14 protein-coding genes are annotated in these 19161 nt (G+C 44.8%); 13 read left to right on the top strand and 1 reads right to left on the bottom strand.

Features of this window, described 5'->3' with window-relative positions; all coding sequences use genetic code 11:
- Position 1: 1 nt before the first annotated feature.
- The 4 genes from INT03_RS04095 to INT03_RS04080 all read left to right on the top strand — a co-directional run bounded on the left by INT03_RS04095 (position 2) and on the right by INT03_RS04080 (position 5796).
- The gene (locus INT03_RS04095) at positions 2–727 is read left to right on the top strand and encodes an ABC transporter permease (protein WP_193007750.1); all 726 of its coding nucleotides are present in this window, start codon (positions 2–4) and stop codon (positions 725–727) included.
- Positions 728–928: 201 nt separating this feature from the next.
- Entirely contained in the window at positions 929–1645 is a 717-nt protein-coding gene (locus INT03_RS04090; protein WP_193007749.1) for a fumarylacetoacetate hydrolase family protein, read from the top strand.
- Positions 1646–1896: 251 nt separating this feature from the next.
- A complete protein-coding gene (locus INT03_RS04085) occupies positions 1897–4098 on the top strand; it encodes a PhoX family protein (RefSeq protein WP_193007748.1) in 2202 nt (733 codons plus the stop codon).
- Between the two features lie 228 nt (positions 4099–4326).
- Entirely contained in the window at positions 4327–5796 is a 1470-nt protein-coding gene (locus tag INT03_RS04080) for an esterase/lipase family protein (protein WP_193007747.1), read from the top strand.
- A gap of 115 nt (positions 5797–5911) precedes the next feature.
- On the opposite strand, the gene INT03_RS04075 is transcribed toward INT03_RS04080, so the two are convergent.
- Positions 5912–6892, bottom strand: a complete 981-nt coding sequence (locus INT03_RS04075) for an Hsp33 family molecular chaperone HslO (protein WP_193007746.1) — start codon at positions 6890–6892, stop codon at positions 5912–5914.
- Positions 6893–7454: 562 nt separating this feature from the next.
- On the opposite strand from INT03_RS04075, the gene INT03_RS04070 reads away from it, so the two are divergent.
- From INT03_RS04070 to INT03_RS04030, 9 genes are all read left to right on the top strand, one after another.
- Entirely contained in the window at positions 7455–8450 is a 996-nt protein-coding gene (locus INT03_RS04070; protein ID WP_193007745.1) for a glutamate/aspartate ABC transporter substrate-binding protein, read from the top strand.
- Positions 8451–8545: 95 nt separating this feature from the next.
- Complete coding sequence (locus INT03_RS04065) at positions 8546–9292, top strand: amino acid ABC transporter permease (RefSeq protein WP_055123453.1); 747 nt, start codon at positions 8546–8548, stop codon at positions 9290–9292.
- The gene (locus INT03_RS04060) at positions 9289–9960 is read left to right on the top strand and encodes an ABC transporter permease subunit (protein WP_060490392.1); all 672 of its coding nucleotides are present in this window, start codon (positions 9289–9291) and stop codon (positions 9958–9960) included. The genes INT03_RS04065 and INT03_RS04060 overlap by 4 nt, the downstream gene beginning before the upstream one ends.
- 182 nt (positions 9961–10142) lie before the next feature.
- On the top strand, positions 10143–10874 hold the full coding sequence (locus INT03_RS04055; RefSeq protein WP_045443837.1) for an amino acid ABC transporter ATP-binding protein: 732 nt from the start codon (positions 10143–10145) through the stop codon (positions 10872–10874).
- A gap of 211 nt (positions 10875–11085) precedes the next feature.
- On the top strand, positions 11086–12312 hold the full coding sequence (locus tag INT03_RS04050) for an FAD-dependent oxidoreductase (RefSeq protein WP_226950231.1): 1227 nt from the start codon (positions 11086–11088) through the stop codon (positions 12310–12312).
- Positions 12313–12613: 301 nt separating this feature from the next.
- Complete coding sequence (locus INT03_RS04045) at positions 12614–14401, top strand: AMP-binding protein (protein WP_193007743.1); 1788 nt, start codon at positions 12614–12616, stop codon at positions 14399–14401.
- A gap of 277 nt (positions 14402–14678) precedes the next feature.
- Positions 14679–16454: an AMP-binding protein gene (locus tag INT03_RS04040; RefSeq protein ID WP_193007742.1), complete on the top strand. Its 1776-nt coding sequence runs from the start codon at positions 14679–14681 to the stop codon at positions 16452–16454.
- 113 nt (positions 16455–16567) lie between these two features.
- A complete protein-coding gene (locus tag INT03_RS04035) occupies positions 16568–18178 on the top strand; it encodes a carboxyl transferase domain-containing protein (RefSeq protein WP_193007741.1) in 1611 nt (536 codons plus the stop codon).
- A 151-nt stretch (positions 18179–18329) separates the two neighbouring features.
- On the top strand, positions 18330–19139 hold the full coding sequence (locus tag INT03_RS04030) for an enoyl-CoA hydratase/isomerase family protein (protein ID WP_193007740.1): 810 nt from the start codon (positions 18330–18332) through the stop codon (positions 19137–19139).
- Positions 19140–19161 lie beyond the last annotated feature (22 nt).

Raw genomic sequence — 19161 nt, 5'->3', positions numbered from 1 at the left:
TATGGATTGGAATTGGCAGGTTATTTTTGACAATATCCCTGAATTACTTAACGGGGCAGTATTGACCGTGCAGCTGGTTGTTGTCTCGGGTATTATCGGTTTATTTTTTGGTTTGGTTTTAGCGCAGTTGCGCTTGTCAAAGAACTGGCTGGTACAGATATTACCATTTGCTTATATCTTTTTCTTCCGTGGCACGCCGCTACTGGTACAGATATTTTTGATTTATTATGGTCTAGGACAGTTTGAAGCTGTCCGCAATTCGTTCTTATGGGAACCCGTACTCAGTCAGGCGTATTGGTGCGCTATCATTGCCTTTACTATGAATACCAGTGCTTATTTGGCAGAAATCATTCGCGGTGCCATTCAGACTATTCCTGTTGGTGAGCTTGAAGCAGCTGATGCCATCGGTATGTCCAAATGGCAGAAACTCACGCGTATTACCTTACCTCGTGCTTTTGGTATTGTCATTCCAGCCTACAGCAATGAAGTGATCTTTATGCTAAAAGGCAGTGCGCTAGCGTCAACCATCGCTTTGATGGATATCACAGGTGTTGCCCGTACGATTAGTGCGCGTACTTATACCTTGATGGAGCTGTTCTTTGCTGCTGGTATTATTTATCTCTTATTGTCATGGGTAATTTTATTTAGCTTTAGATTGTTTGAAAAAAGAATGAATCGTCATGCAAGCTATGTACCGCCTGATGTAATGACCAACACCATACCTTAATGGTTTGGCTCAAAATAAGGCCAAAAAAATCAATGAAATAGCGGGTTAATATCTTAATATTAACCCGCTATTCTTTTGTTTAACTACCATTTATCTCATTTTTATGACTATTTTTAAAATGAAGATAAGCCCTAGAAAAATAGCGACAGATAGTGCAGTATGTATGACCAACCTATCAATAATCTGCTGTGAGTGCCTAGTATGAGCCAATCACCCCATATGTCCTTAATCAATGCGATTGCTGCCAGCGTCAATGATGACGCGAGCATCGCCACTGTTAATGATAGCGTACGTGCATCCATCGGCAAGGTGGTCTGTGTCGGCCGTAATTATGCGGAACACGCCCGCGAGCTTGGCAATGAGATACCAAAATCGCCCATCTTATTTATGAAACCAGCATCGTCAGTGGTCAGTGTGCGTCACGATATCGTCCGTCCCAATCCAGCGATATATGGTGATACTCATTATGAAGCTGAGCTGTGTGTGCAATTAGCAGCAGACTTATCGGCAGCCACGCTTGAACAAGCACAGAAAGCGATAGGTGGCGTGACCTTGGGGCTGGATTTGACCTTACGTGACTTGCAAAGTAAGCTCAAAGAAAAAGGTCATCCATGGGAGCGTGCTAAGTGTTTTGATGGTGCCTGTGTGCTTGCTGATTGGATTGATCCGCAAGCGTTTGGTGATTTTAGCCATGTCGAATATCAGCTTTATATCAATGATGAGTTGAAGCAAGATGGCGATAGTGCTTTGATGCTATTTCCAGTGTATGAATTACTGGCAGAGATTAGCCATGCCTTTAGCTTACAAGCAGGTGATGTGATTATGACTGGGACGCCAAGCGGCGTTGGCATATTACAAGCAGGCGATGCGTTAAAATTGCAGCTCGGTGCCCATGAATGGCAGGCGCAGGTTCAATAAGTTTTTATAGCAGCACTATTTTATCAGTCGTCAAATCCAGCGACGCCATCATGAAATCCCAAGTTAACGCTTGGGATTTTTTTTCGTTTTATGAAGTGCTTACAAAGTGTTGTCATGAGACTGTCATCTATGTTTCAACGTTCTGTCATAAACTCTCGGTAGACTTAGGCGTAATTCATATTTTTGTGGTGATAATTGTAAAGCCGCGCCCAACTCTCCGCCAATCCAGCCTAATAGCAAGGTGACTGATAATGACATTATTGAATAATAAACAACCACTTGCCCATGAAGTCGTTGAAGACTCTAATCCGACTGACAATATCGATTTTCAAACCATTATTAGTCGTCGTTTAAATCGTCGTAGTATCCTAAAAGGTGGCACAGGATTGACGGCGGCGGCTTTTTTTGGGGCGCTACCTTTGGTTGGCTGTAGCGATGACGATGATAGCAGTCCTATCAAAAATACTGATAATAACGCGGCTATCCCTGCACAGGGCGATCTCAAACGTCCCGAAACTTTGAAGTTTACGGCAGTGGCGCATTCAACTGCCGAAACGATGAGTGTGGCAGCAGGCTATAAAGCCGAGATGATATTACCACTGGGTACGCCGCTGATATCGGGTATCGATGATTGGAAAGACAACCGAGAGCAGTCGGCAGAATCATTCGAGTGGCGCATGGGTGATAACCATGATGGCATGTGGTTCTTTGGTAAAAAGGGCGGCGCTTATGATGCCAAAGCGGCAGAGAATGGGCTGCTAGTGATGAATCATGAATATGTAAACAGCAGTGAGCTGAGTCCGTTTGGCTATCATGTGATCCAAGATGATAATGCTGCTCCGATATTTAAAAACCGTCGCCTTGCGAGCGATGTGCGCCGAGAAGTCAATTGCCATGGGGTAGCAGTGGTCGAGATGACCAAACGTACTGATGGTAAGGGTTATGAGATGGTGACTGATTCGAAATATAATCGCCGTCTCACGAGTAGTAGTACGGCACAGTTAACAGGGCCCGTTGCTGGCTCTGATTTGGTCAAGACTAAGTTTGATCCGACAGGTTTTCAGACGCGCGGCATCAATAATAACTGCGGTGCAGGTTTGTCACCTTGGGGCACCTATCTGACCACCGAAGAGAACTTTTTAGGGGTGTTTGCTCGTGGGCAAGATGCTAGCCAATTAAGTGATGGGCAAAACTATGGTCGCGAGCGCTACGGTGCAACAGAGGATTTCCCAGGTTGGGAGTATCTGTGGCACACACCTGAAGCCAAAAATGCCAAGATAGCCGATGAGTTTTCGCGCTGGGATATGACCGCTGTCGGTACCAGTGCGGCTGACGATTATCGTAATGGCTTTAATACCTTTGGCTATATCACCGAAATTGACCCGTTTGACCAAAACTCTATGCCGCAAAAACGTACGGCACTGGGACGTTTTGCCCATGAAAATTGTGCTTATGCTCCGGTTGAACAAGGCAAACCGGTGGTCTTTTATATGGGTGATGATGCTCGCGGCGAATATATTTATAAGTTTGTCTCCAAAGCCACATGGTCAAATAGTGATATCGGCGGTGGCTTAAAAGCGGGCGATAAGTATTTGAATGACGGCACGCTTTATGTTGCTATCTTTAATGAAGATGGCAGCGGTGAATGGAAAGCACTCGTCCATAGTCAAAACGGACTGGATGCTTCCAATACGGTATTGCCTTTTAATGGACAAGATGAGGTGCTGGTTTTTGCTCGTGCCGCAGCAGATGTGGTCGGTGCCACCAAAATGGATCGACCAGAGTGGGTATCGGTTAGCCCTATGACGGGTGAGGTGTACGTCACATTGACCAATAATAAATACCGCGGCGTACGCGAAGATCAACCTGTCTCAGCCTCTAATCCGCGTAGCTATCAGGCAGGTGAAAAAGCGGCAGGTAATGACAACGGTCATATCATTCGCTGGGCAGAAGCAGGTGGCGATCATGCGGCCATGAGTTTTGAGTGGGATATTTATCTGTTTGCTACGCCTTATGATCTGGCCGCAGAAAATTTGTCACAGTTAAATGATAGCAATGATTTGTCTTCTCCCGATGGTTTGTACTTCGATCCGCGTGGCGTATTATGGATTCAGACCGATGATGGCGCTTATACCGATACCAGCAGTTGTATGTTACTGGCGGCGCTGCCGGGTAAAGTCAGTGATGGGACAGCCATAACGACCTCAGCAGGACAACAAACACGAGTTGGGATGCCTGCTAGTAATGACAATATCAAACGTTTTTTTGTCGGTCCTGAAGGTTGTGAAGTCACAGGTATTACCATGGCTCCTGACTTTAAAACCTTATTTATCAATATTCAGCATCCGGGTAATACTTGGGGCGCTATTGCTGGAGGCAGTACACCGCGCTCAGCGACCGTGATGATTACGCGCGAAGATGGCGATGTCATACTGGCAGAGTCGTTTGTCTAGTTAGACATTTGCATGAGTAATGATGTTTCTTACTCAACACATAAATCCCAAGTCATGGCTTGGGATTTTGTATTTTGGAGGATAGTTATTAATATGCAAGCATTGATATTAAAGGATAGCGCCTTTCTTTGACAATAAAGATACTTGATAGTTAAATCATTCTCTTCTGTTTATGACAATTACAGGATAGTATGGAAAATCCTTTCAACTGCTTGATATGTTAACACTATGCCCAGTCCAAAACCTTTAGAAACCATTCATGATTTATTTGCCACCACTCGGCGTCCAACTGCTGTTGAGTCGGATACTGGTGAAGGTTTTCAGGGCGATGTCTATGAAGAGCTGGCGAAACTTGAATATATCTATGTCGATGAGCTGAGCGCCGAGACGGTGGACAACAGCTATAGCAAACCGCATCAGCCCATTACGTTGGTTGATTTTTTTGAAGGCTTGGCTCAGTTGGCAACGATGGGCGTGGTGGAAGTCACTGATATTGTAGAGGCTATCCATCGTGAGATTCTGCTGCGTCCTTTAGGGCGGTTTAATAAAGGCAATATTGAGCACTGGCAGCGCGGTATCACAGGGCGGATTTATGGCACGGTGCGTTATACGATGCAATTGGTGGGCAATAATCTTGCCTCAGGGCTGCGTCTTTATAACACGGTTTCTAAACCCAAAAAAATACAACCTTTACCCAAAAACTTACGTCGCTTAGTCAATATTCTAAATGGCGTCATGGGCGATCACCTTATCACTCATCACAACCCATTGGCAGTATCGATGGTGCTATACGATGAATACAATCGTGTACACAGTGGCGCGCTGTCAGGGCGTGTTATTATCTTATGCCATGGGCTTTGTATGAGTCATTTGAGCTGGCAGGTATCTGGAGAAAGCAATTTGGGTGAAGCGTTGGTCAATCACTTGCCAAAAGCGACGGTTCTGTATTTAAACTACAATACCGGTCGGCGTATTTCTAGCAACGGACGTAGCTTTGCAAAAGTCTTGCAAGATTTGGTTGAGAATAATCCAGACGTTACTCAGATAGATTTAATCGGTCATAGTATGGGCGGTTTGTTGAGTCGTAGTGCGCTGTTTTACGGCAAAGAGCAAGGTTTTAGCTGGGTCAAACGCGTGGGCAACCTCGTCACCTTAGGCTCGCCGCATCATGGTGCAAGCTTGGAGCAGATTGGACATTTTGTTCAAGATAAAATTGCTAAGCTGCCGTTTGCAGGATCATTGGCTAAACTGGGTGACTTGCGTAGCGCCGGTATTATTGATTTACGTTATGGCAGTATTCGCGATGCTGACTGGGAGTCCGCCGAAGGGCGCAGCGTGCTGCCAGCAGAGTTTCGTCATCCCACGCATTTGCCTTTGCATGTGAATACCTATTTAGTGGCGGCAGCTTTGATTGAAACGCATTATGAATCTAAGACCACAAGTTTGCTTGGGGACGGGTTGGTTTCAGTAGAGTCAGCACTCGGCGAATATACTGAAGAGCATACGCTGGCAGTACCAGAGGGGCATAAGGCAATTTTTTATGGGGTCAATCACATGAATTTAATCTACAGTGATAGAGTGCATGAGCAAATTATTGCTTGGCTATTGGATAACCGACTAGGTGATGCCCATGATGCAAAGTATGGGCTGAATCCTCGTATCTATTCTTACCCAGAAGTGGATGAAGTAGCCAATTAAGCATTCTCGAAACCAGTCATATCGCCATTCGTAAACTTGAGCCATAACATAAAAAACCCCCAAGCATCATACTTGAGGGTTTTTCTATTACTAAGCGAACCAAATTAAATTCTAATCACTCAGAAAATATCGTGGTCACATCGTCTTTATTAAATTTATACATCTCGCCACAAAATCCGCAATCCATCTCAAAGTTACCGCCTTGCTCATCAATGATGTCTAAGACTTCTGCTTCACCGATTTGCTCAATGGCCATCTCACACTTCTCGCGTGAGCAGGTGCAACCAAATGATAAAGCAACAGGGTCGGGCGCGATGACTTTTTCTTCATGATATAAGCGATAAAGGATTTCGTTGGCATCAAGCGTGGTCAACTCTTCAGCTTTCACTGTCCGCGTCAAAACGCTCAGACGTGTCCATAAGTCATCGTCGATACCCGCATCTTGGTTTTGCTCGACTTCATAGGTTTCTTCAGCGGTACGAGGAAGCATTTGTACCAACATTCCACCCGCTTGCAGACCATCAGACGCCAAATTAATCAAGGTTGGAATCTGCGCCGATTGTTTTTGGTAGTGGGCTAAGCAGTCTGCCAAATTGTCATGGCTGCGCTCGACGATGCCTTGATAGGGTTCGCCGCCTTCAGGCTGAATGTTAATAAATAACACACCTTGACCCATCGCACCCAATTCAGCAAATGCTTCTTTGGCATGAGTCATATTTTCCCACGCCTGCACTTGCTCATCAGTCTCAGCCTTCCAGCTGGCAAGGGCACGGATGATACCGTCTTGATCGCATTCTGCCATTGCCCAGTTTAGCAAGCTATCGCTGTCTGATGATTGCAACTGAATGGACAGATGACCATCGATTTTGACTGTGCCGATAAGCAAACTGGCGGCTGTCAGCATTTCACCCAATAAGCGCTTAATCGCTTCAGGATAAGGCTTTTGGGCAATCGTGCTGGCATAGCTGCGTGATAGACGCACCACATCACCGCGCACGGGCGAATCTTCAATAAAGAAACGCTGACGTACGTCATTGTCACTATGGTTGCCAGCGTTTTGGCTGTCCGTATTGGGGACTTGGATATCTTGTGTCATAGGTCATTGGTAGTATTAAGAAGTTGTAAACTTTATGGGGATTCATCGTGATTTATCAATTGCCTGTTAGATAATGTTTAACAGATTAAAGCTATTTATTGATAGTTAGGGCGTGTACTCAATGCAATCGATTACTTTCTAAATGGGCTAAAAATGGCTAAATTTTGCCAAACATCGTCAAATAGCTTATGAATATCTCGATATTATTTGCGCTACTTTCCTTGTTTGACGGCAATTTATCTCATTTTTATCACCATTTTTAAAATGAGGACACGCCCTAATGGTCAGTAGGCATCTTTAAAATAGTGATGCGTTTAACTGATTATCTCATCTATTTTATTGGATAGTTATGACGGTAATAAACCCGATATCCTTAAAATATAGCCTTCATTAAAAAAAACTTACCCACACCCGCTAATTTGTTGTACAGTAACATTAAGTTGCATTGTGATAAATAACAGCAACAACCGCATGAATGCGTGGCAATAAGGTCAATGAATAAGACCTGTGTCATCCAAGCATTCATTCAATCTTGTGATAATGTGATAAAAGGATGTATCTCATGAGTTATGTATCTTCTAGGTCTTTTTCTAAACCTTTGACTCTGGCAGCTTTTATGGCGCTAGGTCTAGCAGGGTGTAATAATAGCAGTCAAACCACTACTGATGCGGCATCAACAGATGGTGCAACGACGACAGACGCCTCGGCAAGTACCAACGGTACCCTACAAAAAATCAAAGATTCGGGTACTATTGTGGTTGGTCACCGCGACTCTTCTATTCCATTTTCTTATATCGCTGACGACCCAAATCAGCCGATTGGTTATGCGCACGATTTAGAAATGAAAGTCGTCGAAGCGGTTAAGCAAAAGCTAAACATGCCAGACCTCAACGTCCGTTATAACCTTGTTACCTCACAAACACGTATTCCCTTGGTACAAAACGGTACGGTCGACTTTGAATGTGGTTCAACCACCAATAACGAAGAGCGTCAAAAACAAGTCGCCTTCTCTAACGGTTTCTTTGAAATTGGTACGCGCTTATTGACCAAAAAAGACTCTGGCATTCAAGATTTCGAAGACTTAAAAGGTAAAACCTTAGTCACCACCGCAGGAACGACCTCAGAGCGTTATATTCGTCAATACAATGATGATAACAAAATGGATATGAATATCATTTCAGCAAAAGATCACGGCGAAGCATTTTTGATGTTAGAAAATGGTCGTGCTGACGCCTTTATGATGGATGATGTACTACTTGCTGGCGAAAAAGCCAAAGCAAAAAATCCTGATGAGTGGGTCATCGTCGGTACGCCGCAATCGTTTGAGATTTATGGCTGTATGATGCGTAAAGATGATCCTGAATTCAAAGCCGTGGTTGATGAAGCACTGACCAATGTCTTTAGCTCAGGCGAAATCAATAGCATTTATGACAAGTGGTTCTTGAACCCAATCCCACCAAAAAACGTCAATCTAAACTTTGAGATGTCTGACAACTTAAAAGCCTTGATTGCCAGTCCGCATGATAGTGCTCAGCCGAAAGTTGCGACTGCACAGTAATCATTGTCCTGCAACATAGCTTATTTACGCGTTCAGACTGATATCGATGTCAATCTGACGCGTAGGATTTTCAGTCGCTGCTCGGAGAGACAACCATGAATTATAGCTGGAACTGGGGTGTGCTCTTTGAGCAGACTGGTATCGGTAATGAGCTTTACATCCATTGGATGATTACTGGTCTTGGCTGGCTACTATTGATTGGTAGTATCGCATGGGCCATCGCTATGGTCGTAGGTACTATCTTTGGTATCATGCGCACTTTGCCCAATAAGACCGCTCGTGCCATTGGCACCGCTTATGTGACGTTTTTTCGTAATATTCCACTGCTTGTCCAGTTGTTTTTTTGGTTTTATATTGCACCTGGCTGGCTCACGCCCACCATTCAAGAATGGTGGTATAAGGATTTATCTCCCAACACTTCAGCCATGCTATCAGCCAGTATCGGTCTTGGCTTATTTACCGCCGCTCGTATCGTCGAACAGGTGCGTACGGGTATCGAGTCGTTGCCCGAAGGTCAGATTAATGCTGCTTATGCATTGGGCTTTAGCATTCCGCAAGTCTATAAAGAAGTATTGCTCCCGCAGGCTTTTCGTATCATTTTGCCACCGCTTAGCTCTGAGCTGACCAACTGCTTTAAAAATGCCTCCGTTGCCTCATTAGTGGGGGTAATGGAGCTGATTAGTCAAACCAAAACTATTAGCGAATACACCCAAAACAGCATCGAGATTTATACCTACGCGACGATTATTTATTTAGTATTTAACTTATCGTTGATTGCTATTATGGGGTTAATTGAGCGCAAACTGCGTGTACCTGGGCTCATTGCAGGAGGTCAAAAATGAACATGATGACCGAATTGGCAACAGCCTATCCTGGTTTGATGGGCGGTATGATTACCACCTTAAAGGTGCTGTTTTTGGCGATTATTGGTGGTATTAGCTTAGGAACGGTATTGGCGTTGATGCGCTTGTCTGGTATCAAAGCGCTTGAGATTCCAGCAAAGCTATACGTCAATTACTTCCGCTCTGTACCGCTACTACTGGTGCTACTGTGGTTTTACTTTGCCGTACCGATGATTTATTTTTGGATAGCGGGTAAGTACTTACAACTTGATGCTGCTTTTGCCTCTTGTGTGGTTGCTTTTATGATGTTTGAAGCCGCTTACTTTTCAGAGGTGGTGCGTGCTGGTATTCAATCGATTGGTAGTGGGCAGGTCAATGCCGCCAAAGCGCTGGGTATGACTTATGGGCAGACCATGCGTCTGGTTATTTTGCCACAAGCCTTTCGCAAAATGCTGCCGCTAATCTTGCAGCAGTGTATTATTTTATTCCAAGATACAACGTTGGTTTTCGCTATTGGTTTGACAGATTTTTTCCGCGCCGCCTATGTACGCGGTGAGTTGATGGGTTTGCTGACGCCTTACATTTTGGGTGCGGGTGCGGTGTATTTCATCATCAGTGTCAGTGCCTCCGTGGGTGTACAACAATTGCAAAAGCGTTTGCGATTTTGATAGATATTTATCTTGGCTTGCGCTTTTTGAGTGTTGAGGCTTTGGTTGAGTAGTTGATTCAACTTTTCTTAAATGACGATTATTAAAAACAATGTGGTTAGGAGCCAGTGATGAGCAAAGCTGATACATACTTAAATGCCTTTGGCGGACTGGTCACTAACAATGGTCATGCTAGTGATGAGATGGTCATTCAAATGTCCGATGTCAGCAAATGGTATGGGGATTTTCAAGTATTGAGTGATTGTACGGCGCATGTACATAAAGGTGATGTCGTTGTCGTGTGCGGGCCATCAGGTAGTGGTAAATCAACCTTGATTAAGACGGTCAATGGACTGGAGCCTTTTCAAGAAGGTGGAATCATGGTGAATGGTATCTCAGTTGGTGCGGCAAAAACCAATCTGCCAAAATTACGCAGCCGTGTCGGCATGGTCTTTCAGCATTTTGAGCTGTTTCCGCATTTGACTATCATTGATAATTTGACAGTGGCGCAAATAAAAGTATTGGGTCGCAAAGAGAGCGAGGCCAAGCAAAAAGCTATGGCGTATTTAGATCGTGTTGGACTAACGGTACAGGCCGCGAAGTATCCCGCGGAGCTATCGGGTGGTCAGCAGCAGCGTGTTGCAATTGCACGCGCGCTGGCAATGGATCCTGTAGCGATGCTCTTTGATGAGCCGACCTCTGCGCTTGACCCTGAGATGATTCAAGAAGTACTTGATGTCATGGTCGAGTTGACTCGTGATGGCATGACCATGATGTGTGTGACCCATGAAATGGGCTTTGCCAGTCAGGTAGCCAACCGTATTATCTTTATGGACGAAGGTCATATTGTCGAGAACTGTAGTAAGGATGAGTTTTTTGAAGGGGCAAAAAGTGATCGCGCGCAACTGTTCTTATCGAAGATTTTGAATCACTAACCATTTATGTAGCTCTTATTATATAGCTCTATGATAATACTAAGCGTCTATTTATAGGCGCTTTTTTGTGCGTGATAGCTTGATGCATTTGACCGTGATGTTGATATGGTTGGCTATATAAGTGAGTAGATGAGTGTATGGCTGTTTACTGATACAATAGCGGTCAATATTCTAACAATTAAAATAATTGCTTATCTATATGGGAGCTAATATGAGCGCTGAAAACTCAGAAGTATCAAACAACGGTATCGTCATTATTGGTGCAGGTTTGGCAGGCTGGCATGTGATTGATGCCATTCGTGCAAAAGACAAAGACATTCCGATTACCTTAATTACTGCCGACAGTGGCGATCGTTATCACAAGCCAATGCTGACCATGGCGATTAGCCAAAAGAAAAGTGCGGCAGATTTGGTCAGAGCAACGGGCATTGATGCCGCAGAAGCTACAAATGTTAAGCTACTTGCCAACACGCAAGTGACGGATGTTGATACGACCACTCAACAGTTGCAGCTTATCTCTGCGCTGCGCTCAGATCCCGTTTATACCAATTACGCCACGATTGGCTATGATAAGCTGGTACTAGCGATGGGTGCGCATCCTATCTTCCCAAAAAGCTTGCCAGAGGAACTAGTCTGGCATGTCAATCATATTGAGCGCTTTGGACAGTTGCAAGAAAAGCTAGCAACTGGCAGTCAGCACGTCGCTATCGTTGGTGCAGGTATGGTCGGGACGGAGATTGCAGAAGACTTATTAAAAGCGGGTCATCAAGTGACGCTCATTGATTTAAACGATGCACCACTATCACAAATGCTACCGCCAAAAGCAACTTCTCGTATCGCCCAAGCGGTCAAGTCGCAAGGGATTAACTTTTTAGGAGGGTATCAGGTATCTGCTATTACTCGTATCAGTGATGGAAAACTGCAGGTCAGTTATGAGGCGCTAGCATCAGCATCAGCAACAGACAGCAGTACTGCTGAGCCAATTGAACCGCTCATCGTAGATCATGTGATTGCCAGTACCGGTCTGACGGTCGATGACAAACTGCCTACCGCAGCTGGTGTCGAGTTTGACCGTCGCACTGGGATCGTGGTGGATGCGCCGACCTTGCGTACCAGTACAGCCAATATTTATGCGATTGGTGACTGTATGTCTATCGATGGTGTACCGTGTCGCTATGTCGCCCCATTACGCGCGCAGGCTGCTACCATTGCTGATGATGTGTTGGGTCTAGATCATAATGGCTATGAGCATAAACCGCCAATGATTCGTCTAAAAAACAAAGCAATCTCCGTCATGGTGACAGGTGTGCCAAAAGCGACTGGTAATTGGCAAGTCAAGACAGAAAGTAATGAAGAATTGGTCATGGACTTGCTAAATGATAGTGATGAAGTCAGCGCAACGGTAACGATTAAATCGCCTGCCAACCCTAAAGCTTAAAGATTAAAAAAGCTCTAAATCATAGCCAGTGTTGCCATCTTTATGCAGCACTGGCTTTTTTATGTCTATCGCATCTTTTATATAAATAATCAACTTAATAAGATGGCGCAGCAATAGTAATCGATACGTCCTGTATCAATATTATTGACAGGCTTTCATTTAAGAGGCTATATTGGTTAGGGCTTGATTTAATTATAGTCTATGGTGACAGAGGATATTCAAGGAAGAATATGACATTTACCTTTGTAGTCTATTACCGCTCTGATAACAAACATTAAACAGCAAAACGAAAGGACTCGTGATGACTCAGATTACCGATTTTGACAGCATTATTAATGAAAGTACGCCTAATAACAGTATTCTCAATAATATCCCCAAAGTTAATGTAGGCGTGCGTTCAGCAAATGCGCCACTCACCCAAAGCCATGATAAAGGCATTTATGTGCCGCTGATTGAAGCGACAATCGGTGATTTTTTTGATGCGATTGTCAATAAATATCCTGATCGTGAAGCCTTGGTTTCTCGTCATCAAAATATTCGCTGGACGTACCGCGAGCTACAGGAAAAAGCCAATCAGCTGGCAAGTAGCATGATTGAGATGGGGCTGGAGATTGGCGATCGTATCGGTATCTGGTCACACAATAATGCTGAATGGCTGCTGATGCAATTAGCAACTGCGAAAGTCGGCGTTATCCTCGTCAATATCAATCCTGCTTATCGTACCTTTGAGCTGCAATATGCACTGAATAAGCTAGGCTGTTCGGCATTGGTATTGATGCGTCATTTCAAAAGCAGCGACTATACACAAATGATTCGTGAGCTTTGTCCTGAGATTTATCATAAGAACTATCAGCAATTAGACTTGGTCGAGATTCCAACGATTGAGCGCATCATTTGGATTGACGACTCAGAAAGCGATGAGAATTTTAATTTTATGCAAAAATTCTCTGCTTGGATGGTAGAGGGTAACGCAAACGACCCTCGTTTAGCTGCGCGCCAAGCCCAGCTAAAGAATACCGATGCTATTAGTGTACAGTTTACTAGTGGGACAACGGGTACACCCAAAGGCGCTACTTTAACGCATCGAAATATCCTGAATAATGGCTACTTCCTTGGCGAAGGTATGAGGCTGACAGAGGAAGATAGGCTATGCATTCCATTACCACTTTATCACTGCTTTGGGATGGTGGGTGGTAACTTAGCTATTTTGACCCATGGTGGCTGCGCGGTGTATCCCAACGATGGTTTTGATCCGCTAACGGTATTGCAAACGGTGGAAGAGGAAAAATGTACCGCTCTGCTTGGGGTACCGACGATGTTTATCGCAGAGCTCGATCATCCAGACTTCGACAGTTTTGACTTGACCAGCTTACGCACTGGTATCATGGGCGGCTCTAGCTGTCCGATTGAGGTTATGCGCCGCGTCATGGATAAAATGCACATGAGCGAGGTGACGATTGCTTATGGCATGACCGAGACCAGTCCAGCTTCTTGTCAAACCAGCTCGCAGACGCCCCTTGAAAAAAGAGTCTCTACCGTAGGGATGGTACTGCCCGCGCTTGAGGTCAAAATTGTCGACACTGAAACGGGTGATGTCGTCCCGATTGGAGAGACGGGTGAATTACTCACTTATGGCTACGCGGTGATGAAAGGCTATTGGGGCAGCCGCTTTAAAACACGCGCGGCGATTACTGATGGCTGGATGCATACGGGTGATTTGGCGGTAATGGACGAAGATGGCTACATCACTGTGGTGGGACGTAGCAAGGACATGGTCATTCGCGGCGGCGAAAATATCTATCCCGTCGAAGTCGAAAACTATCTCTATCGTCATCCGAAGATTCGCGATGTACAAATTGTTGGTGTTCCTGATAAAAAGTACGGTGAGGTACTTGCGGCGTGGATTATTGCAAAAGAGCCAAATAGCTTAAGCGAAGAAGAGATAAGGCAGTTTTGTTGTGACCATATTGCTCATTATAAAGTGCCGACCTACTTTCGTTTCGTTGATGAATATCCAATGACCATCACTGGTAAAATTCAGAAGTATAAAATCGTCGAAAAAATGATAGAGGAGTTAGGTCTAGAGTGATTTGAGACTATTCATCACTGGAAAAGCCAGCTTTTTTCTATATATGATAGGGCTGGTTTTTTTGATTTAAGTCATTCAGGAAATTCGTCACTTAATTATGACTGATGAATTTATCGCATATTATCATTTTAAATGATACATATTGTATTACTATTATTGACAGTCTTCGATTTAAGACGGTATAGTAGCTAACGCTAGTTAAGACCTGTTCAAGGAAGAATGAATCGGTGATAGGTGACTAATAAGCACCATAAAAAGTAAAACGAAAGGACTCGTTATGACGCAAACTTCTGATTTTGATGCGACTAAAATTGATTTTGATACTATTCTAAACAGCATTCCTAGTATTAATATGGGCGCACGCTCAGCAAATGCACCGCTTACCCAAAGCTATGATAAAGGTTCTGATGTGCCGCTCATTGAAGCGACCATCGGTGACTTTTTTGATGCAATTGTATCCAAGTATCCAGAGCGTGAAGCTTTGATTTCTCGCCATCAAAATATCCGCTGGACCTACCGCGAGCTACAACAGCAAGTCAATCAGCTGGCCAGTAGTATGATTGAGATGGGGCTGGAAATCGGCGATCGCATTGGTATCTGGTCGCATAACAATGCTGAATGGCTGCTGATGCAATTAGCGACGGCAAAAGTCGGTGTCATTCTGGTCAATATCAACCCTGCCTATCGTACCTTTGAGCTGCAATATGCCTTGAATAAATTGGGCTGCTCGGCGCTTGTGCTCATGCGTCATTTTAAAACCAGCGATTACGCCAGTCTCATCAGTGAACTGTGTCCTGAGATTTACCATAAAGACTATACCCAGCTTGATTTGGTCGAGATTCCAACCATTGAGCGTATCATTTGGATTGATGAGCCTGACAGTGAAGAAACCTTTGGCTTTATGCAGAAATTCTCTGCATGGATGGCGGAAGGCGATGCCAACGATCCACGGGTTGCGGAGCGCCAAGCCCAGCTCAAAAATACGGATGCTATCAATGTGCAGTTCACCAGTGGCACGACTGGTACGCCAAAAGGCGCAACCTTAAGCCATCGCAATATCTTAAATAACGGTTACTTCATCGGTGAGGCTATGAACCTTACCGAAGAAGATAGACTGTGTATTCCAGTGCCTTTATATCATTGCTTTGGTATGGTGCTTGGTAACTTGGCGATTCTGACGCATGGCGGTTGTATCGTCTATCCGAACGATGGTTTTGAGCCATTGACCGTATTACAAGCCGTTGAAGAAGAGAAGTGTACGGGTCTACATGGTGTGCCAACGATGTTTATCGCTGAGCTTGACCATCCGGAGTTTAAAAACTTTGATTTATCGACTTTGCGTACTGGCATCATGGCAGGCTCTAGTTGTCCGATTGAAGTCATGCGCCGTGTCATCGATGAGATGCATATGAGTGAAGTGACGATCGCTTACGGCATGACTGAAACCAGTCCAGTCTCTTGCCAGACCAATGAACATACGCCGCTTGATAAGCAAGTATCGACTGTAGGATTGGTACAGCCTGCACTTGAAGTCAAAGTCGTCAATACTGAAACGGGTGAGATTGTCGCATTGGGCGAGACCGGTGAGTTACTGACACGCGGTTATTCAGTAATGAAAGGCTATTGGGGCAGTCGCTTCAAAACCCGCGCAGCCATCCAAGACGGTTGGATGCATACCGGTGATTTGGCTACGATGGATGAGGACGGTTATGTCAAAATCGTTGGTCGTAGTAAAGACATGGTCATTCGTGGCGGAGAGAATATTTATCCCGTCGAAATCGAGAATTATCTGTATCGTCATCCGAAGATTCGTGATGTACAAATCGTCGGTATTCCTGATAAAAAATATGGCGAAGTACTCGCGGCATGGATTATTCCTAAAGAAGCAGACAGCTTAACCGAAGAGGAAGTTCGCGAGTTCTGTAGCGAGCATATTGCCCATTATAAGGTGCCGACTTATTATCGCTTTGTCACTGAATATCCGATGACTATCACTGGAAAAATTCAGAAATATAAAATCATTGAGCAGATGAAAGAAGAGCTGGGTTTATAGAAATTTAACCACTCTTATCTGTTATTTTATGAATAAGATATATAAGTAAAAGCTAAAATAAAGCATAAGATAAAGAAGCCACTTGCATTTACGCATTAAAGAAAAGGGATATCATGAGCGCTATCATAACCAGTAAACTGAGTCCAAACTCAAGCGACTTTCAGCAAAATAGTGCCGCAATGCAAGCGGTGGTTGATGACTTATATGGTCACTTACGTAAAGTTGTGCAAGGCGGTTCAGAGCGTGCCCGTGCCAAGCATTTAGCCCGTGGTAAACTCTTGCCTCGTGAGCGTGTCGAGCGTTTATTAGATGTGGGTACGCCATTTTTAGAAGTGGCTCCGATGGCAGCACATGACATGTATGGCGAAGAGATTCCCGCTGCTGGTGTGATTGCGGGTATCGGTCGTATCAATGGTATTGAGTGTATGATCGTCTGTAATGATGCCACGGTAAAGGGCGGCACTTATTATCCAATGACGGTCAAAAAACATCTGCGTGCGCAAGAAATCGCGCAAGAAAACAATTTGCCTTGTGTCTATTTGGTGGATTCAGGTGGCGCTAACTTGCCCAATCAAGATGACGTGTTCCCCGATAAAGAGCACTTTGGTCGCATCTTTTTTAATCAGGCCAATATGAGTGCGGCAGGTATTCCACAGATTGCTGTGGTCATGGGCAGTTGTACGGCTGGCGGGGCTTATGTGCCAGCGATGAGTGACGAGTCTATTATCGTCAAAGACCAAGGCACCATCTTTTTGGGTGGTCCACCATTGGTCAAAGCGGCGACAGGCGAAGAAGTTACTGCCGAAGACTTGGGCGGCGGGGATGTGCATACCCGTCTGTCTGGGGTTGTCGATCACTTAGCACAGAGTGATACCCATGCGTTGTCAATTGCGCGCAACATCGTTAGCCATCTAAATCGTCCTGCGAAGCAAGTGCCCAATCAAATCAAACCACGTCCACCGCGCTATGATGCCAAAGAGCTATATGGCGTCATTCCAACCGATAAGCGAAAGCCATTTGATATCAAAGAAATTATTGCTCGTATCGTCGATGACAGTGCTTTTGATGAATTCAAGTCCCGCTTTGGCACGACGCTAGTCTGCGGATTCGCTCATATCGAAGGGATGCCAGTCGGTATCATTGCCAACAACGGTATCTTATTTAGTGAGTCAGCGCAAAAAGGCACGCACTTTATTGAGCTGTGCTGCAAACGCAAAATCCCATTGGTATTTTTGCAAAACATCACTGGCTTTATGGTCGGCCGCAAATATGAAAACGAAGGCATTGCGCGTCATGGTGCCAAGATGGTCATGGCAGTCGCCAATGCAAAAGTGCCAAAGTTCACGGTCATTGTCGGTGGCTCATTTGGTGCTGGTAACTACGGCATGTGTGGCCGCGCTTATAGTCCGCGCTTTTTATGGATGTGGCCAAATGCGCGCATTTCAGTGATGGGCGGCGAGCAAGCAGCATCAGTATTGGCAACGGTCAAGCGTGATAACTTTGATCGTAAAGGCGAGGCATGGAGTGATGATGATGAAGCCGCATTTAAAGCGCCGATTCTCGATATGTATGAAAAGCAAGGTCACCCATATTATGCCACCGCGCGCATGTGGGATGACGGCGTGATTGATCCTGCCGATACGCGACATGTATTGGCATTAGGGTTAAGCGCTGCCTATAACGCTCCGATCGAAGAGACGACTTTTGGTGTTTTTAGAATGTAAGCATTTTCAGGCCTTCCCATAATAAGCGACTACTGCGTCAACCTCATTTGAAGTGCGATTTGTACATCTACATTCGGTTTCCTTGTATTAATATTATTATGGATTGACCAAGCGTTTGTTTAAATATTTACATAAAAATATAGAGAAAGTTATGCAAAAAGACAGTGATAAAAATTATAAAAGCTTATTGGTTAAAGTGGAACAGCACGTGGCTACGGTGACGTTAAACCGTCCTGAGATACGTAATGCCTTTAACGATGACATGATTGCTGAGCTGACCAATGCATTCAATACGCTTGGCGCTGATGATGAGGTACGTGTCATTGTGCTAGCTGCGGCTGGTAAAGCATTCTGTGCAGGTGCTGATTTGAATTGGATGCGTGCCATGGCAGATTATAGCTATGAAGAGAATCTAGCAGACGCGGACAAATTGGCGCAAATGCTCAAAACTATTTATGAATGCCCTAAGCCAACAGTTGCTGCTATTCAAGGTGATGTTTATGCTGGTGGCATGGGTCTGGTCGCTGCTTGTGATGTGGCCATCGCCGTTAAAATTGCTAACTTCTGCCTCAGCGAAGTGCGTTTAGGCTTAGCCCCTGCGACTATCAGCCCTTATGTCATTCGAGCGCTAGGTGCTAGAGCGTCGCAGCGTTATTTCTTAAGTGCTGAAGTATTTGATGCCAAAAAGGCACGGCAGCTGGGTTTTATTCATGAGCGTGTTAGCGAAGAGTGGCTGGCTGATGAGGTCGCTATATTTTGTAGCAAAATCGTCAAAAATAGCCCTGATGCAGTCAAAACTTGCAAGCAGCTATTACACGATGTCGCTGGTGCGCCCATCACTGATGAGCTGATTGCTGATACGGTAAAAGGCATCGCTGATATCCGCTCATCAGAGCAAGGCAAAGAGGGCGTGCAAGCCTTTTTGCAAAAACGTAAGCCCAATTGGTTGACGGCAGATTGATAATGCACGAGAGATAAATGAG

It is taken from the genome of Psychrobacter sp. PG1 (assembly GCF_014897815.1).
GTDB lineage: Bacteria > Pseudomonadota > Gammaproteobacteria > Pseudomonadales > Moraxellaceae > Psychrobacter.
Note: the sequence above shows the minus strand (reverse complement) of the source record. Positions and strands in the feature narration are given on the sequence as shown.